Genomic DNA, 15,890 nt, shown 5'->3' with positions numbered 1-15,890 from the left:
ATTGCTTTTTTGTTAAAAACTTTCAAAACCAATTAGGTGTTTACTACGTAGTTATGTAAATTAGCTTTTTAAGCATTTATCACATAGTTAAACGTATGTACGCACAGTATAAGAATATCTTCTGCTCACCGGCGCTTATAAAACCTCACGGACAGATACGTGCCCACCTAAAAAAATCGGGGTTTGACCGCGCTGCAACTGCCTCGGCACAAGCTCCGGAAGCAACAATTATTAGCAATAAAGGTGATGGCGTGCAGCAGGAAATTCCGGGTATACAGATACAGATAAATTCGGCTGAACAACGCAAAGAAAAAGATCGCGCGCTGTATGCCGTAGCGCACGATCTGCGCAACCCGCTTACCAGCATCATCTCATTAGCCGATATGATATTGAGCAACGGCGAAATATCTGAAGAGAACCAGCAGTTCTTAAATTACATAAAAGAGATCTCTTATAACTCCCTGGAATTTACCAAGGAGATCATCTACTCGGGCAAGCTCGAAAATTCGGAATTGAGCGGTCAGTTTAATGATATTATAGATATCGTTAAAAATTGCGTTACCATACTTACCCTTAAAGCCGAAGACAAACAACAGGTAATTGAACTGATTGTGCCTGATAAAGAGATCAGCCTGTTTATCAGCAAGCAGGAAATTTGGCGTATGATCACCAATATTTTAAGCAACGCTATAAAGTTTAGTCCGGTTGGGGGCAAAATAATAGTTGAGGTAACCGAGCAACCTAAGTTTGTACAAATTGCCATAAAAGATAATGGCATAGGGATACCCGAGCGTATTCAGGATAAGGTTTTCAATTCTTTTACCGATGCAAGGCGTGTGGGTACATCCGGCGAAACATCAACAGGCCTGGGGCTTTCCATTTGCAAGCAGATAGTAGAGAAACACAACGGGAAGATTTGGCTTAAAAGCGCCGAAAAACAGGGAACTACTTTCTTTATCCGCCTTAATAAACCCGAGCAAACTATAATAGCTTAAAAGCTATTTCAGAAAATCAGCATACCAGCGACCGGATCCTTTGATTATACGCTGCTGCGTTTTAAAATCAACATGGATCAAGCCAAAGCGTGGGTGATAACCTTCGGCCCATTCAAAATTATCGGTTAAAGTCCATACAAAGTAGCCATTTACGTTATGGCCTTCATTTTTGGCTTTTAATACATGTGTTATGTGGTTTTGCAAATAATCTACCCTTTTGGCATCGTCAACCCTGCCGTCATTAACCGTATCGGGGAAAGCGGCTCCGTTTTCGGTGATCAGGATATTTTTTATCTGCGGGTAGGCGCTAAACTTTTTGATCACCTCGTATATAGCCTGCGGGTAAACCTCCCAGCGCATATCGGTTAACGGCACATTCCGGTTTTCGGCCTTTACCAATCGCGCGCTAATGTAGGGCGTAAAAAAGGAATACCGCACAATTTCCCTTGTATAGTTTTGTATGCCAATAAAGTCAAAATCGAAACTCATATCATCTTCATCGCCCGGGTAAAAATACCTGCGGATGCCTTTTAGCACCGGGATTTCTTCATCAGGGTAACCCAAACCCAGTATAGGCTCGATGTATAAACGATTGATCAGCGCGTCGGCACGCCTGGCCGCGGCTATGTCCCGTGGTTTGCTGGAGTGCGGTTCGATATGCGAGCATGAAAAAGTAGTGCCTATATTGGCTTGCGGCAACAGGTTTCGTAATACCCTTGCCCCTGCCACAATGCTTAGTACCACGTGGTGTATGGCCGGTAAAAAATTCTTGATGCCGCTTCTGCCCGGCGCGTGGATGCCAAAGAAATAGCCTGCGCCGGTAAATACTGCAGGTTCGTTCATTACCATCCAGTGTTTCACCCTGTCGCCAAAACTGCGGGCGCATATTTCGGAAAAGTTGGTAAACCAGCCTATAACATCGCGGCTTGTCCAGCCGCCTTTAGCCTCCAGCACCTGTGGTAAGTCCCAATGGTATATGGTAAGCCAGGGCTCAACGCCTTGTGCCAGACAATAATCGATGACTTTGTTGTAATGATCTATCCCGGCCTGGTTGATAGCACCGGTTCCTTCAGGTAAAATACGTGTCCACGAGATGGAGAACCTGAAGTTGGGGATATTCATTTCCTTTATCAGGTCAATATCCCGCTGGTAATTATTATAAAAATCGCAGGCGATATCGGCATTATCACCATTTAATACTTTGCCTTTTTTGGCGGTAAAAGCATCCCATATCGACTGGCCCTTGCCATCAACATCGCATGAACCCTCTACCTGAAATGCCGCAGTCGACACGCCCCAGGCAAAATCATCACCAAAAAGTTGTTTATTAAATTCAGACGTACGCGCAGCGTTCTCCATTAAATTGAGCTAAAAGTTAAGCCCAAATTGTACAATATAATTGTATTTAAAAAGCGTTTCAGAATAAATACTTAGTGTATAAACGATGAACGCATGCTTTTTAACACCATCCATTCGCGCAAACCGCCAAGCAGTTTTGAAAATAAGCTGATCAATTTCATAGCCTTCAATTTTTAATTATTATAAAGCTACCCCACACGTATGTATTTATCCTACAGTTAATATTATTTAATTGTTAAGCAGTTTGCAATAATTTTACCCGCCCTGTTATATTATATATGCGTTACCTACCTTTGGTGCATGAAAGATTATTTCATCCACCTGTTTAATTACGACAAGTACGCCAATCACCTGATACTTGATACCCTGCTGAAAAGCCCGCATACCGACAGAGCTGTACAAATTATGGCCCACCTGTTGGCAGCCCAGCAAAGATGGCTTTACCGTTGCAAAGGTTTACATATTGAGGCTGATGATGTTGACCTGCAACCGAAAAACTGGCCTGCCGATACATTAGGAACCATTATCGACAGCAATTATACCTTATGGATGGAGCACTTGGCATCACTTACCGATGAAGATCTGCAAGGTACCATTTCGTACCAAACTTCAAACGGCATGCCGTTCACTAATACGCTTGTTCAAATTTTGACGCATATAATTAACCATGGCACACACCACCGTGCGCAGGTTGGCCAGCACCTTAAATTTGCCGGCGTAGCCGCGCTGCCGGGTACCGATTATATTATGTTTACAAGATAATGATAGCCGAATATTGTTATAAGATCAATTTTAATATACCATGAAAAAAATATTTGCCGCCGCGCTTTTAACTCTTACCATTTTTGGTTGTGCCGATAATAAACAACAGGAAAAAGAGGTATACAATAAAGTAATAGAACTGCACGATAAGGTAATGGCCGATAAGGACGCGCTTATCAAAAACAAAATGCAGCTGGATACCTTGCTTGCACAACCTACCCTGGCGGTTAAAGACCATGATGTAGCGCTCAATTTAAGTAAAACCGCCACTGCTGCCGATAGCGCTATGGACGACTGGATGCACCATTTTGAACCGGACTATTCGGCTAAACCGCATGATGAGGCCATGAAATACCTGAACGATCAGCATGCGCAAATAGTGAAGATAGATTCATTGACAAAGACCGCTGTTGAAGCTTCGAACAAATTTTTGTTAACTCATAAAAAATAGATGAAAAAGTTAATTGGGGCCGCGACAACTGCATTGCTGCTGTTTAATGCCTGCACTTTTAATACTGCCGATACGCAAAAGCTGCCTATATACGGCGAGCGCGAACCTGTAACCAAAACAGTGAATGGCAAAGAAGTAACCGATACCATTTACCATACCATACCGGCGTTTAAGTTTATTAACCAGTATGGCGATAGCATCACCAATAAAAGCCTCGATGGTAAAATATACGTGGCCGATTTCTTTTTCACCAGTTGCCCGTCTATCTGTCCGGTGATGCACCGTAATATGCTGGCCGTGTATAACGAGTTTAAAAACCTGAACGATTTTAAGATCATCTCCTACAGTATCGACCCTAAATACGATAGCGTTAAGGTGCTGAAAAAGTATGCCGACAAGCTAAACGTACAAGGCAATACCTGGTGGCTGCTGCAAGGTAAAAAGGACGAAACCTACAAATTATCTGAAAGCTACCTCGTAACCCGCCCCGAAGAAGATGCCAAGGAGCAATTTATTCATGATGGCTTTTTTATATTGGTTGATAAGCAAAAGCGTATCCGCGGCTCATACTCGGGTGTTGATGAAAAAGAAGTGCAGAAGCTGATAGCCGATATTAAAACATTGCGTACCGAACCCGAACAGGCCGAAGCCAAATGATAAAACTCAAGATCATCAGCCTACTGTGCCTGGCTATAGCCCTCGCGGTGGTATCGTGCCAAAGCGATGCCGAAATTGAATTTAAACGTTATTATACCAGTGGTAGTGTGATCTACCAAACCCGTTGCCAAAACTGCCATGGTAAAAACGGCGAAGGCCTGCTTACACTAATGCCACCGCTTACCGATACCGTATTCATCGCTAAAAACCGGGCGCAGCTTCCCTGCTATCTGCAAAACGGACTGAGCGGAATAATCAATGTATCGGGCAAGTTCTTTGATAATAAAATGCCTCCCGCCAACCTCGCCCCCATTGAAATTGCAGAGGTGCTTACCTATGTGGGTAACAGCTTCGGCAATAAAACCGGGGTGATCAATTTAAACGAGGTGGAGAAGAGTTTGAAGGCGTGCAAATAGTGAAGAAAGTCCGGAAGTCGGCGTAAGTCGGGAAGTCAGAAAGTTATTGTGGAATAACAAAGGTTTCAGGCAGGATAGTTTTACCTTTTTGCTTTAACCTTTCAGCTTTGGTCTTTCAGCTTTCGCTTTCACCTTTGGCCTTTCAGCTTTCCGCCTTTATAACTCCCAAATAAAACCCTACCTTTGCAATTGCAAAACGTTCTATCGCTATGAGCTTGCTTATGGAGGAAAGTCCGGGCAACACAGAGCATCCTGCTTCCTAACGGGAAGGCGCCGGCAGCCGGCGACAGAAAGTGCCACAGAGAATATACCGCCGTGGTTTTTAATTACGGTAAGGGTGAAAACGTGAGGTAAGAGCTCACGGCTTTTCCGGGTAACCGGGATCGCGGTAAACCTCAGGAGTTGAAAGACCAAATAGGTTCCGGACGTGAAGCTGCTCGCTTCTTTTTACTGTTTACAGTATTGCCGGAATGGGTAGGTTGCTTGAACCTGTTAGCGATAACAGGGCCAGATAAATGATAGAAGCCGCCCCATTAAAAACGGGCGGAACAGAACCCGGCTTACAGCTTTGCTGCTGCACACCCTCTCCCTTTATAAGGAGGGGGTTTATTTTTTTAAAACCAAAAGTGTTTAATTTTGTATACATATATCATACATTAGATTCACTGTAAACTTTAATATCTTATTGACTAAATATAAACATGGCTAAAATTTTAATAATTGATGATGAGAGGGCAATACGCAGTACCCTGCGCGAGATATTAGAGTATGAAGATTACCAGGTTGAGGATGTTGACAACGGTATTGATGGCTTAGAACTGATCCGCAATAACGATTACGACCTGGTACTGTGCGATATTAAAATGAACCGCATGGATGGCATGGAGGTATTGCAGGAAGGTTTGGCAATAAAACCCGATCTGCCTTTCATCATGATATCCGGCCATGGCACGGTTGAAACAGCTATTGAAGCCAGCAAAAAAGGCGCTTTCGATTTTATATCGAAACCACCCGATCTTAACCGCCTGCTCATCACCGTACGTAACGCCCTCGACAGGGGGAGCTTGGTTGTTGAAGCCAAGGTTTTAAAACGTAAGGTATCAAAAGTGCGCCCTATACTGGGTAACTCACAGGCCATAGTAAAAATAAAAGAAACCATTGATCGTGTTGGCCCTACCGATGCAAGGGTACTGGTAACCGGAGCCAATGGTAGCGGTAAAGAACTGGTAGCCCGCTGGCTGCACGAAAAATCAAACCGCTCAAACGCCCCTATCATCGAGGTGAACTGCGCGGCTATTCCGTCGGAATTGATCGAGAGCGAACTGTTCGGTCACGAAAAAGGTTCATTTACATCGGCTATAAAACAGCGTATAGGTAAGTTTGAATCGGCTAATGGCGGTACTTTATTTTTGGATGAGATTGGCGATATGAGCCACTCGGCTCAGGCCAAAGTATTACGTGCCTTACAGGAAAGCAAAATTACCCGTGTAGGCGGCGAAAAAGAGATTGAGGTAGATGTACGTGTAGTAGCCGCGACTAACAAAGACCTGCTAAAGGAAATTGAAGACGGCAACTTCCGTATGGACTTGTACCACCGCTTAAGCGTTATCCTGATCCATGTACCACCGCTGGTTGACCGTAAAGAAGATATCGGCTTACTTACCCAAAGCTTTTTAGAGGAGATTTGCGGTGAATACGGTATGCCGGTTAAAAAAATATCCGACGCGGCCTTAGATGCCCTTAAAGCTTTGCCGTGGACAGGTAACATCCGCGAGCTGCGTAACATGGTAGAAAGGCTGATCATCCTGAGTGATAAGATCATTACCGATAACGATGTAAGGGCCTTCGCCAATCCATCGGCACCGGCAAGCGTAAGTGCCGCCGTGGTTGCTGCCGCGCCGCAGACAGATTTCAATCAGTTCAAAAACTTCCAGGAATATAAAGACTTCGCCGAGCGCGAATACATTAAATTCAAGCTGGAAAAAAACAACTGGAACGTATCAAAAACAGCCGACGATATCGATATTCAAAGAAGCCACCTCTACAGTAAAATAGAAAAATACGGTTTGAAGAGAGGGGAGTAAATCTTTAGTCGGGGAAGAAAGTCCGAAAGACGGGAAGTCCGGAAGTCAGAAAGTTTTCTCAACTCGTATAATAAAGAAGTCCGGAAGCTCAAAGCTTTCGGACTTCTTTGTATAGTAACATTAACTTTCAGACTCCCCAGCAACATATTTTGTCTTCCGGACTTTTCAACTCCTTCCCTACCTCAAATACGCCTTCATCGCTTTTCTGAATTTTTCAACTTTGGGTTTCGATACCGATTGAATGTAGAAACTACCCGGATTAGCTTTGTAATATCCCTGATGATAATTTTCGGCGGCGTAAAATACTTTGAAGGGCACCACCTGGGTAACAACCGGATTATTGTAGTGCTTTGAGGCATTCACCTTTTTAATTACGTTCTCAAGTGTCGCTTTTTCAGCAGTTGTACGGTAAAATGCGATGGAGCGATAATCCGTACCTTCATCCGGGCCTTGCTTATTCAATGTAGTAGGGTCATGTGCGCTGAAGAACCCTTCCGCCAGGGTTTCGTAACTGATCACTTTGGGGTCGTAATAAACCTGTACAGTTTCGGCATGGCCTGTGGTACGGGTACATACATCTTCGTAAGTCGGGTTAGCTGTTGAGCCACCGGCAAATCCGGCTACTACCTTGTTCACTCCTTTTAATTCGGATAGCGCTTCGCTCATGCTCCAAAAACAGCCTCCGCCAAAAGTGGCAACCTGTTCGCCGGGCTTTGCAGCAGGAACAGCGGCAAAATCATTTTTGCCTGCTCCTTTTTTAGTTTGGCCGTTTACGCAGCCAAACAGCAGGAATGTGCATGCTAAATATAATATGCAGTTTTTCATCTTCGATAAATTTAATAGTCAATGTCGTTTTAATAAACCTTGAACAGACATATAACTAACTGAATATACGAAGATGAAATTGCAGCGGATGGTCAGCCTTAAGTAAACAGAACAGTGTTTACTACTTCCGGTTTCTGATCATTTGCTTAACCTGGAACAGTATCTTATCCACACCATTAATTTTTATCTCGTACACGGTTGATAGCAGCATGCCCAGCTTGCCCGGAGGGAAGCCCTTGCTGTGCATCCACTCCAGGTATGATATCGGGATATCTGATATCAGCGTGTCTTTATATTTACCGAAAGGCATTTTAGTTTGTACCGCGTCAACCAGTATCTGCGGGTCGGGTGTTAAATTTTCCACCCGGTAAATATAGGCTATTGGTGTTAAACCAGTCGCTTATTTACTACCCGTGTTATTAAAAAGCCTGCAAGCGTAGCTGCAACTGCAATGGCGGCTGCCTTTAGTTTTATGTTGCTATCGTCGGTATATGATGGTACGTACTTCACCCCTGTTTCATCGGCCATTGCCGCACGTTTTATGTAACGGCCATGATGCGGTACCGCCAGTTCTTTAAAGTTGTTAGCGAGGTAGCTCAATTCCGTTTGGAGTTCTTTCCCCCGCATTACTTCGCCATGTCCGGTAGAAGCGATGCGTGGTTGCAGGGCAGCCAGCTTACGTACCGATTTTCCGGCGGCATGCCAATCGGTAGTTAAATATTTTGGCGGACCGGATAGCTTACGAATAAAGTTGAGCACATAAATAGCCGATTCTGTTTTGGTAGTGGTAAAGGCATCCCCCGCAATCAGCGTAGTATTGAGCGGCCAAAACAGCGATATATGACCCGGCGTATGGCCCGGGGTGTGAATCACTTTCCATTCCGGGAGTTCGGGCACGCCATCGTATTTATCAATGGGTATCACCCTACTGCCTAAGTTGATAGGTTTTGAAGGGTAGGCCCACGACATTAAGGCCATTAGTCCGCCGCCTACGGTTGGGTCGGCCGGTGGGTATGATGATGCACCGGTTAAATAAGGTATTTCCAGCGGATGCGCGTACACAGGCACATCCCAGTATTTTAAAAGTTCCTGCAAGGCACCCACATGGTCAAAATGTCCGTGCGTAAGTACAATAGCGGCAGGTTTGGTACCCGGCCCGAACAATGATTCGGCCATGGCGATGATCCTTTTTGCCGTACCCCGTAAACCTGCATCAACCAATACCCAACCCTTACCGGCGCTGCGGCGGTTGGCTATCATATATATGTTTACAAAAGTTATTTTCATTCCCCAAACACCCTGGGAAACCTGGAAATAATTCGGTTTACTCTTTTTCATAATGCTTAAAATAGGTTTCAGAATACTTTTAAAGAACAGCTTAGTATAGTTAATAGTTTTAATAAATAATTAATATGCACTTAATACACGAGGTTTCTTATTACATATATCAGACAATAAAGCACTTTGCCATGGCAAACACAATAAGCGTTTTTGGTGTTCTTAACACTTAAACTTATTATTATGGAAGGAATATTTGAAGCAACACTCACCGGATCAGACAGCCAGATTGATGGCATGGTACAACAAACAGTGTACGACGGTTATGGGCCCGCCTACGAATTTAAATCTGTTGATAATACCCTGCATTTAATTATTGCTAAAGATGATGATGGCCGCTGGGTGCGTGTTGCCGGTACCGAACCTTATTTTTCGGGTTGGGTAGACGAACTGGCCGAGCAAATTAATTATTCACATCAATAAGCATTTAATTTTAAGTATGACAAAGAGAGAGATTGGAAGTTCAGGATTATATGTAAACCCTTTTGCCTTTGGAGGGAATGTTTTTGGCTGGACAGCAGACGAAAAAACATCGTTTGAGCTGCTGGACGCTTTTGTTGATTCGGGTTTCGACCTGATTGATACAGCCGATGTATACTCGTACTGGGTACCCGGCAATAAAGGCGGCGAATCGGAGAACATTATTGGCAACTGGTTAAAAAAATCGGGCAAGCGCGATAAGGTTACCATTGCCACCAAGGTGGGCAAACCAATGGGCGAAGGTAAAAAAGGTCTTTCGAGAGCTTACATTACACAAGCCGTTGAAGATTCTTTGCAACGTTTGCAAACCGATTATATCGACCTGTATCAATCGCACGACGATGATAAAGACACGCCGCTTACCGAAACACTCGAAACTTATAGCGACCTGATAAAACAAGGGAAAGTACGCGCGATAGGCGCTTCAAACTTTACGGCAGACCGTTTAAAGGAAGCTTTACAGGTAAGTGCCGAAAACAATTTGGCGGCGTACCAAAGCCTTCAACCCGAATATAATTTATATGATCGTGCAGGTTACGAAGCCGAACTGGAGCCTCTTTGCCGTGAAAATAACATCGGGGTAATTACCTATTACTCGCTGGCCAGTGGTTTCCTAACCGGCAAATACCGCTCGCAGGAGGACCTGAACAAGAGCCAGCGTGGCGGCGGTGTAAAGAAATATTTGGATGAGCGCGGTTTCAGAATACTGGATGCTTTGGATAAAGTAGCGGCAGACCATGCCGTTAACCCGGCAACGGTAGCCGTGGCCTGGGTAATTGCAAGGCCGGGCATCACCGCCCCTATTGCCAGCGCCACCAGTACCAAACAACTCAATGATATTGCCAAAGCAGCACAGCTTAATTTAAGCGATGCTGATATTGAGTTATTGAATAACTCAAGTAAATATTAATAAGAAAGCCATATCCGGCATAACCGGGTATGGCTTTTTTTGCAAAATTCCTACAAAGGGTCATCCTGAGCTTGTCGAAGGATCGTGCGTAGAGGCCCTCACCCACACACCCTTCGACAAGCTCAGGGTGACAGTCCTATCCTTATTCTATAACCTCATAAGTATACGCCTGCTTTTGTTGAATTTTAGACTTTACACGCTCAATCGCTTCTTCAATATCAATTTTTTGCTGTTTATCGGTAACCTCCATAAAGGCGGTTCGGTAATCGGCAAGGGCGGCTGCCCAGTTTTTGTTTTTTTCCTGAAACAAGCCCGATACCTTGTAAATTGAAGCAGCGGAAACACCCGGTACTGTAAGGGCCTTTTCTTTTACCTTTATTACCTGGGTTTTCATATTTAAAAAAACCAGTAAACGCATATAATGATAATACGCGTTAGGAAAGGTAGGTTCAAGATCGATACAGGTTTTGAAGTGATAGCCGGCCGTTTGATAATCGTGCACCTCGTAATAATATATTTTACCCAACTGGTAATGCGCCTTGGCATAAGTTGGGTCGTTATTGATGATCTCGGTAAGTAAACGTAAGCCCATTGGTCGTTCGCCGTAAGCTAACTCGTCAACCGCCTGCAGATATTTTTCATCAACAGAATAAAAAGTGTCCATAAAAAAATTTATGATGATGGCTTAAAATTAAAAGCCGTAATAAAAATTGTAATTAGTAATTGTGTACGTTTTTTGGTAAGGATACTGTACTATACCGGCACAGAGAAGAGTGGTAACGTAGCTGCACACTGCTTCTGAAGCGAGGCCATAGGCCACACCACATTTTTATTGCAGAAGTTATTTATCCGTAGCATTGCAGTATGTTTTGCTGCAAAAGTAACGATAAAGCACCGGTATTACAAAAATTAAGATACAGCAGGTTAATGGCTTAGGGAAATAAGAGGTATTATACAGGCAGATACGACTCGATTTAATAGGCTATCGCGAGTTTAGCATAGCGTAACTCGGATAACACATGGCTTAAGCTTTCAGACTTAACCACATTAATATACATATCGTTTTCACGAAAGCTGAAAGCTTTCGGCATGCTCTGTCACGAGTTACGCTATGCTAAACTCGCGACAGCAATAGTTCAATAAAATGCGGTAATTAAGCGCTTCTCAAGCTATTGATATCCTGCATCACATCAGCTTGCGATACAGCCGAATTGATGGCTTTTACTTTTACCACTTCTATCAGGTAGTTATTTTTAAGTTCTTTTTCAGATACCAGTACGCTAAAGTCTTTATAGCGTACGCCTTCTTCGTAAGGGTACACGGTGTAGCCGCGTTTGTTAGCATCGTAATGGCCAAGCTCAAATATTTCGTCTTGTTTTTTGCCTTTTATTTTTGCACCGTTTACCAGTTGGTAAGCGTCGTATATGGTTTCAAAGTTGTTAGTCTTCATCATACTTACCCAAATACAATAACTTTGCCAGTTTTTTACGGGAGCCTAACTAAACCAATCAAAAAGGTCATTTTGCTTTAATTGTAATTTTTGTGACTGTGGAATGTCTTTTAATATTTGCCCCTCGCCCATCTGTATAATTCGTGTTCCATAATTATAGGCATCTTTTAAATTGTGGGTGATTAAAATTGAGGTCAGTGCGAAATCTTTTACCAGTTTATCGGCAGTTTGCATCACCACCCCGGCAGATCGCGGATCGAGCGCCGCGGTGGGTTCATCCAGCAAAAGCACCTTGCAATCGTCCATAACGCTCATGAGCAGGGTAAGCGCCTGCCTTTGTCCGCCGGATAAAGTACCCATGGGTTGTTCTATCTTATTTTCGAGCCCCATGCCCAGCGTCGCAATTTTTGTTCTCACGTCGTTTTTAAACCCGGCATTAATACCTATCGATAACCCTTTGCTTTTTGTACGGATAGCCGCCAGTCTGAAATTATCCAGAATGCTCAAATCGGGCGCGGTGCCACTTAGCGGATTTTGAAATACCCTTGCTATCCATTTACTGCGGCGATGATCGGCCAGTTTGGTTACGTCGTTATCATCTATCAGCACTTTGCCTTCATCGGCAATAACGCTGCCCGCTACTAAGTTAAGCAGCGTACTCTTTCCCGAACCGTTAGCCCCTACTATCACTACAAATTCGCCCGTTTTTATTTCAACGCTCACATTATTGAGCGCCGTTATTTCGGCGGGTTTACCTTTATTAAATACCTTGGTTACGTTGCTTAACTGTATCATCGTTATCTTTTAAAGGCCAAACGCGGTATACCCACTATTAATAAAACAAATACGGCAGTTACCATTTTTAGCAGATTGGCATCCACCCCTATATCGAGCGTAATAGCCAGCACCAGTTGAAATATTATCGCCCCGGCCAGTACCAGGGCCAGGCTTATCCATATAGAGGTAATGCTTAACCAGTTGATAAATGTTTCGGCAATTATTACCGAGCCTAAACCTACTATAACCACACCTATGCCCATATTAATATCGGCAAAGCCCTGAAACTGGGTCATCAAGTAACCACTTAACGCTGTTAACGCGTTGGCGAGCGCCAAGCCGGTGATTTTCATGCGATCGGTATTTACACCTAATGCCCTGATCATGCTTTCGCTGTTACCTGTGGCCCGCATAGCCAGTCCGAAATCTGTTTTGAGCAGGTAGCCTATCAACAGTATCACGATGAACACTACTACAGCCAATATTAAAAATGTATTTTGGTTAGGATCGGTGATCACATGCAGCAGATCGAACAGTGTAGCGGTACCAATAAGCGGCAAATTAGAGCGCCCCATGATGGTTAAATTAACGGAGTATAAACCCGTCATCACCAAAATACCGGCAAGCAGGGCATTTATTTTCAGCTTAGTATGGATAATTCCTGTAAGCGCACCCGCCAATGCCCCCGCGCCAAGCACAACAGGCAAGGCAATGTACACCGGCTGATGATGGGTGAGCAATATGCCTGTTACCGCACCGCCCAGTGTATAGCTGCCATCGGTAGTGATATCCGGAATGTTAAAGATTTTCATGGATATGAAAATACCCAGCGCGATGCCCGAAAAACACAAACCCTGTAAAAGCGCGGTAAGATAAAAATCCATTTTATTTTACAGCTTCAAAATTTGAGGGGATGCTGATGTTATACTTTTTAACCATTTCCGGATTATATACCCTTTTCCTGATCTTCACCATTTCGGGTTTCAGGCCATCGGTTTTGTGCGTTTTTAAATATTGCGCGGCCTGTTCACCTGCCTGGTATCCCCATTGGTAAATATCTGCACCAAAGGCGGCTACTGCTCCGCGCTGTACCAAACCTGCTTCGCTGGTAAAAATGGGCACATTTTTTTGGTCGCAATTCTTTTTAATTGTTTCAAAAGCCGCGAACACGGTATTGTCCGGATTGGCGAAAAACGCGTCGATGTTTTTACCCAATAAAGATTGTGTTACCAGTTGCGCATCGGCAGATGAATTAAGCGGCAGGGCGATCAGTGTAACATTCAGTTTATCTGCCAGACCCTTAATACGCTGCATAGCATCAGCCGATTGAGGTTCAGATTGATTATAGATCATCCCGATCACCAGCTTCGCCCCTTTTGGTTTAAGCAGTTTTGGGATGATGGAAAACGAGGTATCAATGTAATTCAGATCTTCCACCGTACCGAACAGGTTAACCGGCGCCTTGCCATCTTTAAGTACGTTCATACGCTCCGGTGTTGGCGATACCATTTCGAAGATAGGAATGGTGGTTGTTTTTTGAACGGCAGTTACCGATGATAAAGTAGTTGAGGTTGCCAGCAGATCAACATTTTCAGACACATAATGGTTAACGATCTGCGTAAGGGTTGGGATATCACCCTGCGCGTTGCTGTATTCTATTTTGATGTTCTTTTGTTCTTCGCTAAAGCCGTTCTTTTTAAGGGCATCAACAAAACCGGTTTTGGCTTGCGATATGGTGGCATCTTCAAAAGCTTCCACAAAACCCACAACGGGCACGCCGCTTTTGGTTTTTGATTGGCACGATACAATGGCTGCTAATATAAACAGGGCACTAATAAATTTTAGAGGCTTCATCATTTTACTAAGGTAAATAAAAGTAAGAAAAGCGAAAGTGGAAAGAATTTGGTAATTGCGGTGTGATGACAAACGTTTATAGTTTTTTATGGTTATTGTTTTTTTACCACAGAGTTCACAGAGGTTTTCACGGAGTTACACAGAGTTTTTATTATATCTTAAGGTCTATAATTCATAATAAAGGAACTATTGCGCCACAACAAAGTACTCTATTAAACTATTAGCTTTCTCTGTGTAACTCCGTGCAAACCTCTGTGCACTCTGTGGTTAATAGCCTTTATGCGGTTAAACCCACTCTCTACCAAACCCATATTTTTCAACAAATCACACCCTTCAAACATTAAAACGCTTATTTTAGCCACTGATGATTCCTTTTATATCAAAACTTCCGCAAACCGGAACTACCATATTCACTACCATGTCGGCCCTGGCTAATGAGGTTGGTGCTATAAATCTTTCGCAGGGTTTCCCTGATTATGAGTGCTCTGCCGAATTAACCGACCTGGTGAATGCCGCCATGAAACAAGGCCATAACCAATATGCGCCTATGGGTGGCGTTATGTCGCTTCGCGAACAACTGGCTATTAAAACCGAAAAACTTTACGGCGCGGTATACAATCCCGAAACGGAGATCACTATTACCGCAGGCGGTACTCAGGCATTATTTACAGCCATAAGTACGGTAGTTAATCCAAACGACGAGGTAATTATTTTTGAGCCTGCTTTTGACAGCTATGCCCCTGCCATTAAACTGATGGGCGGCGTGGTGAAATCATTGTCGCTTGATCCGCCCGATTATCGTATTAACTGGGAGATGGTAAAAAGGCTGATCACCAACCGCACAAAAATGATCATTCTTAACTCGCCGCATAACCCTACCTCTACTATTTTGCATAAGGAGGATATCGAGCAGTTATACAGCCTCATCAAAAACCAGGATATTTTTATTTTGAGCGATGAGGTATACGAACACCTGATATACGATGGCGAAACCCACCACAGCATTGCCGCCTATCCCGAATTGCGCGACCGCAGCTTCATCATCGCATCCTTAGGTAAACCTTTTCATACCACCGGCTGGAAGGTTGGTTACTGCATAGCGCCCGAATATATGATGAAGGAGTTCCGCAAGATCCACCAGTTCCTGGTGTTCAGTGTGAACACACCCATGCAATACGGGTTGGCCGAATTTTTAAAAAATGAAGATAATTATTTGAGCTTGCCGGGCTTTTTTCAGCAAAAGCGTGATTCGTTTCGCCAAGGACTTGAGCAGACCCGTTTCAAGCTGTTACCATGCTACGGATCATACTTTCAGTCAGTAACTTATAATGACATTACCGACGAGAAAGATATGGACTTCGCCATACGTTTAACCAAAGAATTTGGGGTGGCATCTATCCCTACATCGGTGTTTTATAGCAAGGGTACTGATCATCATGTATTACGTTTTTGTTTTGCCAAAAGGCAAGAAACGCTCGATAAAGCCGTTGATAGATTGATGAAGGTTTAATAACCTAAAGCATAGTATGTAC

General features: G+C 43.7%; 18 protein-coding genes and 1 other RNA gene. 10 read left to right on the top strand and 9 right to left on the bottom strand.

The genetic code is table 11. The features are described from left to right. The first annotated feature begins 95 nt into the window (after positions 1-95). Positions 96-995: a sensor histidine kinase gene (locus ABD894_RS20845; protein ID WP_345213010.1), complete on the top strand. Its 900-nt coding sequence runs from the start codon at positions 96-98 to the stop codon at positions 993-995. A 3-nt stretch (positions 996-998) separates the two neighbouring features. On the opposite strand, the gene ABD894_RS20840 is transcribed toward ABD894_RS20845, so the two are convergent. Further along, positions 999-2,354, bottom strand: coding sequence for a GH1 family beta-glucosidase (locus ABD894_RS20840; RefSeq protein ID WP_345213009.1), 1,356 nt, complete (start codon positions 2,352-2,354; stop codon positions 999-1,001). 300 nt (positions 2,355-2,654) lie between these two features. On the opposite strand from ABD894_RS20840, the gene ABD894_RS20835 reads away from it, so the two are divergent. From ABD894_RS20835 to ABD894_RS20810, 6 genes are all read left to right on the top strand, one after another. Continuing rightward, the gene (locus tag ABD894_RS20835) at positions 2,655-3,116 is read left to right on the top strand and encodes a DinB family protein (protein WP_345213008.1); all 462 of its coding nucleotides are present in this window, start codon (positions 2,655-2,657) and stop codon (positions 3,114-3,116) included. A 40-nt stretch (positions 3,117-3,156) separates the two neighbouring features. After that, on the top strand, positions 3,157-3,567 hold the full coding sequence (locus ABD894_RS20830; protein ID WP_345213007.1) for a hypothetical protein: 411 nt from the start codon (positions 3,157-3,159) through the stop codon (positions 3,565-3,567). After that, positions 3,568-4,224 carry an SCO family protein gene (locus ABD894_RS20825; RefSeq protein ID WP_345213006.1) on the top strand — a complete coding sequence of 219 codons (657 nt, stop codon included), beginning with the start codon at positions 3,568-3,570 and terminating at the stop codon, positions 4,222-4,224. Beyond that, positions 4,221-4,640 (top strand): c-type cytochrome, encoded by a 420-nt coding sequence (locus ABD894_RS20820; protein ID WP_345213005.1) that lies wholly within the window; start codon positions 4,221-4,223, stop codon positions 4,638-4,640. Before ABD894_RS20825 ends, ABD894_RS20820 begins: the two co-directional genes overlap by 4 nt. 188 nt (positions 4,641-4,828) lie before the next feature. Further along, an RNA gene (gene rnpB / locus ABD894_RS20815) (RNase P RNA component class A) lies at positions 4,829-5,219 on the top strand. Positions 5,220-5,341: 122 nt separating this feature from the next. Further along, a complete protein-coding gene (locus ABD894_RS20810) occupies positions 5,342-6,724 on the top strand; it encodes a sigma-54-dependent transcriptional regulator (protein ID WP_345213004.1) in 1,383 nt (460 codons plus the stop codon). Positions 6,725-6,901: 177 nt separating this feature from the next. On the opposite strand, the gene msrA is transcribed toward ABD894_RS20810, so the two are convergent. The 3 genes from msrA to ABD894_RS20795 form a co-directional block, all read right to left on the bottom strand. Continuing rightward, complete coding sequence (msrA, locus tag ABD894_RS20805) at positions 6,902-7,549, bottom strand: peptide-methionine (S)-S-oxide reductase MsrA (protein ID WP_345213003.1); 648 nt, start codon at positions 7,547-7,549, stop codon at positions 6,902-6,904. A 121-nt stretch (positions 7,550-7,670) separates the two neighbouring features. After that, positions 7,671-7,913 carry a DUF3820 family protein gene (locus ABD894_RS20800; RefSeq protein ID WP_345213002.1) on the bottom strand — a complete coding sequence of 81 codons (243 nt, stop codon included), beginning with the start codon at positions 7,911-7,913 and terminating at the stop codon, positions 7,671-7,673. A gap of 23 nt (positions 7,914-7,936) precedes the next feature. Beyond that, a complete protein-coding gene (locus ABD894_RS20795) occupies positions 7,937-8,887 on the bottom strand; it encodes an MBL fold metallo-hydrolase (protein ID WP_345213001.1) in 951 nt (316 codons plus the stop codon). Positions 8,888-9,070: 183 nt separating this feature from the next. Between ABD894_RS20795 and ABD894_RS20790 the strand changes: the two genes are divergently transcribed. Together ABD894_RS20790 and ABD894_RS20785 are read left to right on the top strand one after the other, a co-directional pair. After that, positions 9,071-9,310, top strand: coding sequence for a hypothetical protein (locus tag ABD894_RS20790; protein ID WP_345213000.1), 240 nt, complete (start codon positions 9,071-9,073; stop codon positions 9,308-9,310). A 16-nt stretch (positions 9,311-9,326) separates the two neighbouring features. Beyond that, entirely contained in the window at positions 9,327-10,277 is a 951-nt protein-coding gene (locus tag ABD894_RS20785) for an aldo/keto reductase (protein ID WP_345212999.1), read from the top strand. A 142-nt stretch (positions 10,278-10,419) separates the two neighbouring features. On the opposite strand, the gene ABD894_RS20780 is transcribed toward ABD894_RS20785, so the two are convergent. From ABD894_RS20780 to ABD894_RS20760, 5 genes are all read right to left on the bottom strand, one after another. Further along, a complete protein-coding gene (locus ABD894_RS20780) occupies positions 10,420-10,941 on the bottom strand; it encodes a tetratricopeptide repeat protein (RefSeq protein WP_345212998.1) in 522 nt (173 codons plus the stop codon). 489 nt (positions 10,942-11,430) lie between these two features. Beyond that, positions 11,431-11,730: a hypothetical protein gene (locus ABD894_RS20775; protein WP_345212997.1), complete on the bottom strand. Its 300-nt coding sequence runs from the start codon at positions 11,728-11,730 to the stop codon at positions 11,431-11,433. Between the two features lie 42 nt (positions 11,731-11,772). Continuing rightward, positions 11,773-12,522, bottom strand: coding sequence for an ABC transporter ATP-binding protein (locus ABD894_RS20770; RefSeq protein ID WP_345212996.1), 750 nt, complete (start codon positions 12,520-12,522; stop codon positions 11,773-11,775). A 2-nt stretch (positions 12,523-12,524) separates the two neighbouring features. Next, complete coding sequence (locus tag ABD894_RS20765) at positions 12,525-13,388, bottom strand: ABC transporter permease (protein ID WP_345212995.1); 864 nt, start codon at positions 13,386-13,388, stop codon at positions 12,525-12,527. Between the two features lies 1 nt (position 13,389). Further along, positions 13,390-14,361, bottom strand: coding sequence for an ABC transporter substrate-binding protein (locus ABD894_RS20760; protein ID WP_345212994.1), 972 nt, complete (start codon positions 14,359-14,361; stop codon positions 13,390-13,392). 361 nt (positions 14,362-14,722) lie between these two features. On the opposite strand from ABD894_RS20760, the gene ABD894_RS20755 reads away from it, so the two are divergent. Continuing rightward, on the top strand, positions 14,723-15,868 hold the full coding sequence (locus ABD894_RS20755; protein WP_345212993.1) for a methionine aminotransferase: 1,146 nt from the start codon (positions 14,723-14,725) through the stop codon (positions 15,866-15,868). The last annotated feature ends 22 nt before the right edge of the window (positions 15,869-15,890 follow it).

The organism is Mucilaginibacter gynuensis (assembly GCF_039541195.1).
In the GTDB taxonomy this organism is placed as follows: Bacteria; Bacteroidota; Bacteroidia; order Sphingobacteriales; family Sphingobacteriaceae; genus Mucilaginibacter; species Mucilaginibacter gynuensis.
Note: the sequence above shows the minus strand (reverse complement) of the source record. Positions and strands in the feature narration are given on the sequence as shown.

What these genes read in the sequence shown, in the direction of transcription:
- ABD894_RS20845 (WP_345213010.1), top strand. Translation starts at nt 96, where the DNA reads ATGTACGCACAGTATAAGAATATCTTCTGCTCACCGGCGCTTATAAAA.
- ABD894_RS20840 (WP_345213009.1), bottom strand. Translation starts at nt 2,354, where the DNA reads ATGGAGAACGCTGCGCGTACGTCTGAATTTAATAAACAACTTTTTGGT.
- ABD894_RS20835 (WP_345213008.1), top strand. Translation starts at nt 2,655, where the DNA reads ATGAAAGATTATTTCATCCACCTGTTTAATTACGACAAGTACGCCAAT.
- ABD894_RS20830 (WP_345213007.1), top strand. Translation starts at nt 3,157, where the DNA reads ATGAAAAAAATATTTGCCGCCGCGCTTTTAACTCTTACCATTTTTGGT.
- ABD894_RS20825 (WP_345213006.1), top strand. Translation starts at nt 3,568, where the DNA reads ATGAAAAAGTTAATTGGGGCCGCGACAACTGCATTGCTGCTGTTTAAT.
- ABD894_RS20820 (WP_345213005.1), top strand. Translation starts at nt 4,221, where the DNA reads ATGATAAAACTCAAGATCATCAGCCTACTGTGCCTGGCTATAGCCCTC.
- ABD894_RS20810 (WP_345213004.1), top strand. Translation starts at nt 5,342, where the DNA reads ATGGCTAAAATTTTAATAATTGATGATGAGAGGGCAATACGCAGTACC.
- msrA (WP_345213003.1), bottom strand. Translation starts at nt 7,549, where the DNA reads ATGAAAAACTGCATATTATATTTAGCATGCACATTCCTGCTGTTTGGC.
- ABD894_RS20795 (WP_345213001.1), bottom strand. Translation starts at nt 8,887, where the DNA reads ATGAAAAAGAGTAAACCGAATTATTTCCAGGTTTCCCAGGGTGTTTGG.
- ABD894_RS20790 (WP_345213000.1), top strand. Translation starts at nt 9,071, where the DNA reads ATGGAAGGAATATTTGAAGCAACACTCACCGGATCAGACAGCCAGATT.
- ABD894_RS20785 (WP_345212999.1), top strand. Translation starts at nt 9,327, where the DNA reads ATGACAAAGAGAGAGATTGGAAGTTCAGGATTATATGTAAACCCTTTT.
- ABD894_RS20780 (WP_345212998.1), bottom strand. Translation starts at nt 10,941, where the DNA reads ATGGACACTTTTTATTCTGTTGATGAAAAATATCTGCAGGCGGTTGAC.
- ABD894_RS20775 (WP_345212997.1), bottom strand. Translation starts at nt 11,730, where the DNA reads ATGATGAAGACTAACAACTTTGAAACCATATACGACGCTTACCAACTG.
- ABD894_RS20770 (WP_345212996.1), bottom strand. Translation starts at nt 12,522, where the DNA reads ATGATACAGTTAAGCAACGTAACCAAGGTATTTAATAAAGGTAAACCC.
- ABD894_RS20765 (WP_345212995.1), bottom strand. Translation starts at nt 13,388, where the DNA reads ATGGATTTTTATCTTACCGCGCTTTTACAGGGTTTGTGTTTTTCGGGC.
- ABD894_RS20760 (WP_345212994.1), bottom strand. Translation starts at nt 14,361, where the DNA reads ATGATGAAGCCTCTAAAATTTATTAGTGCCCTGTTTATATTAGCAGCC.
- ABD894_RS20755 (WP_345212993.1), top strand. Translation starts at nt 14,723, where the DNA reads ATGATTCCTTTTATATCAAAACTTCCGCAAACCGGAACTACCATATTC.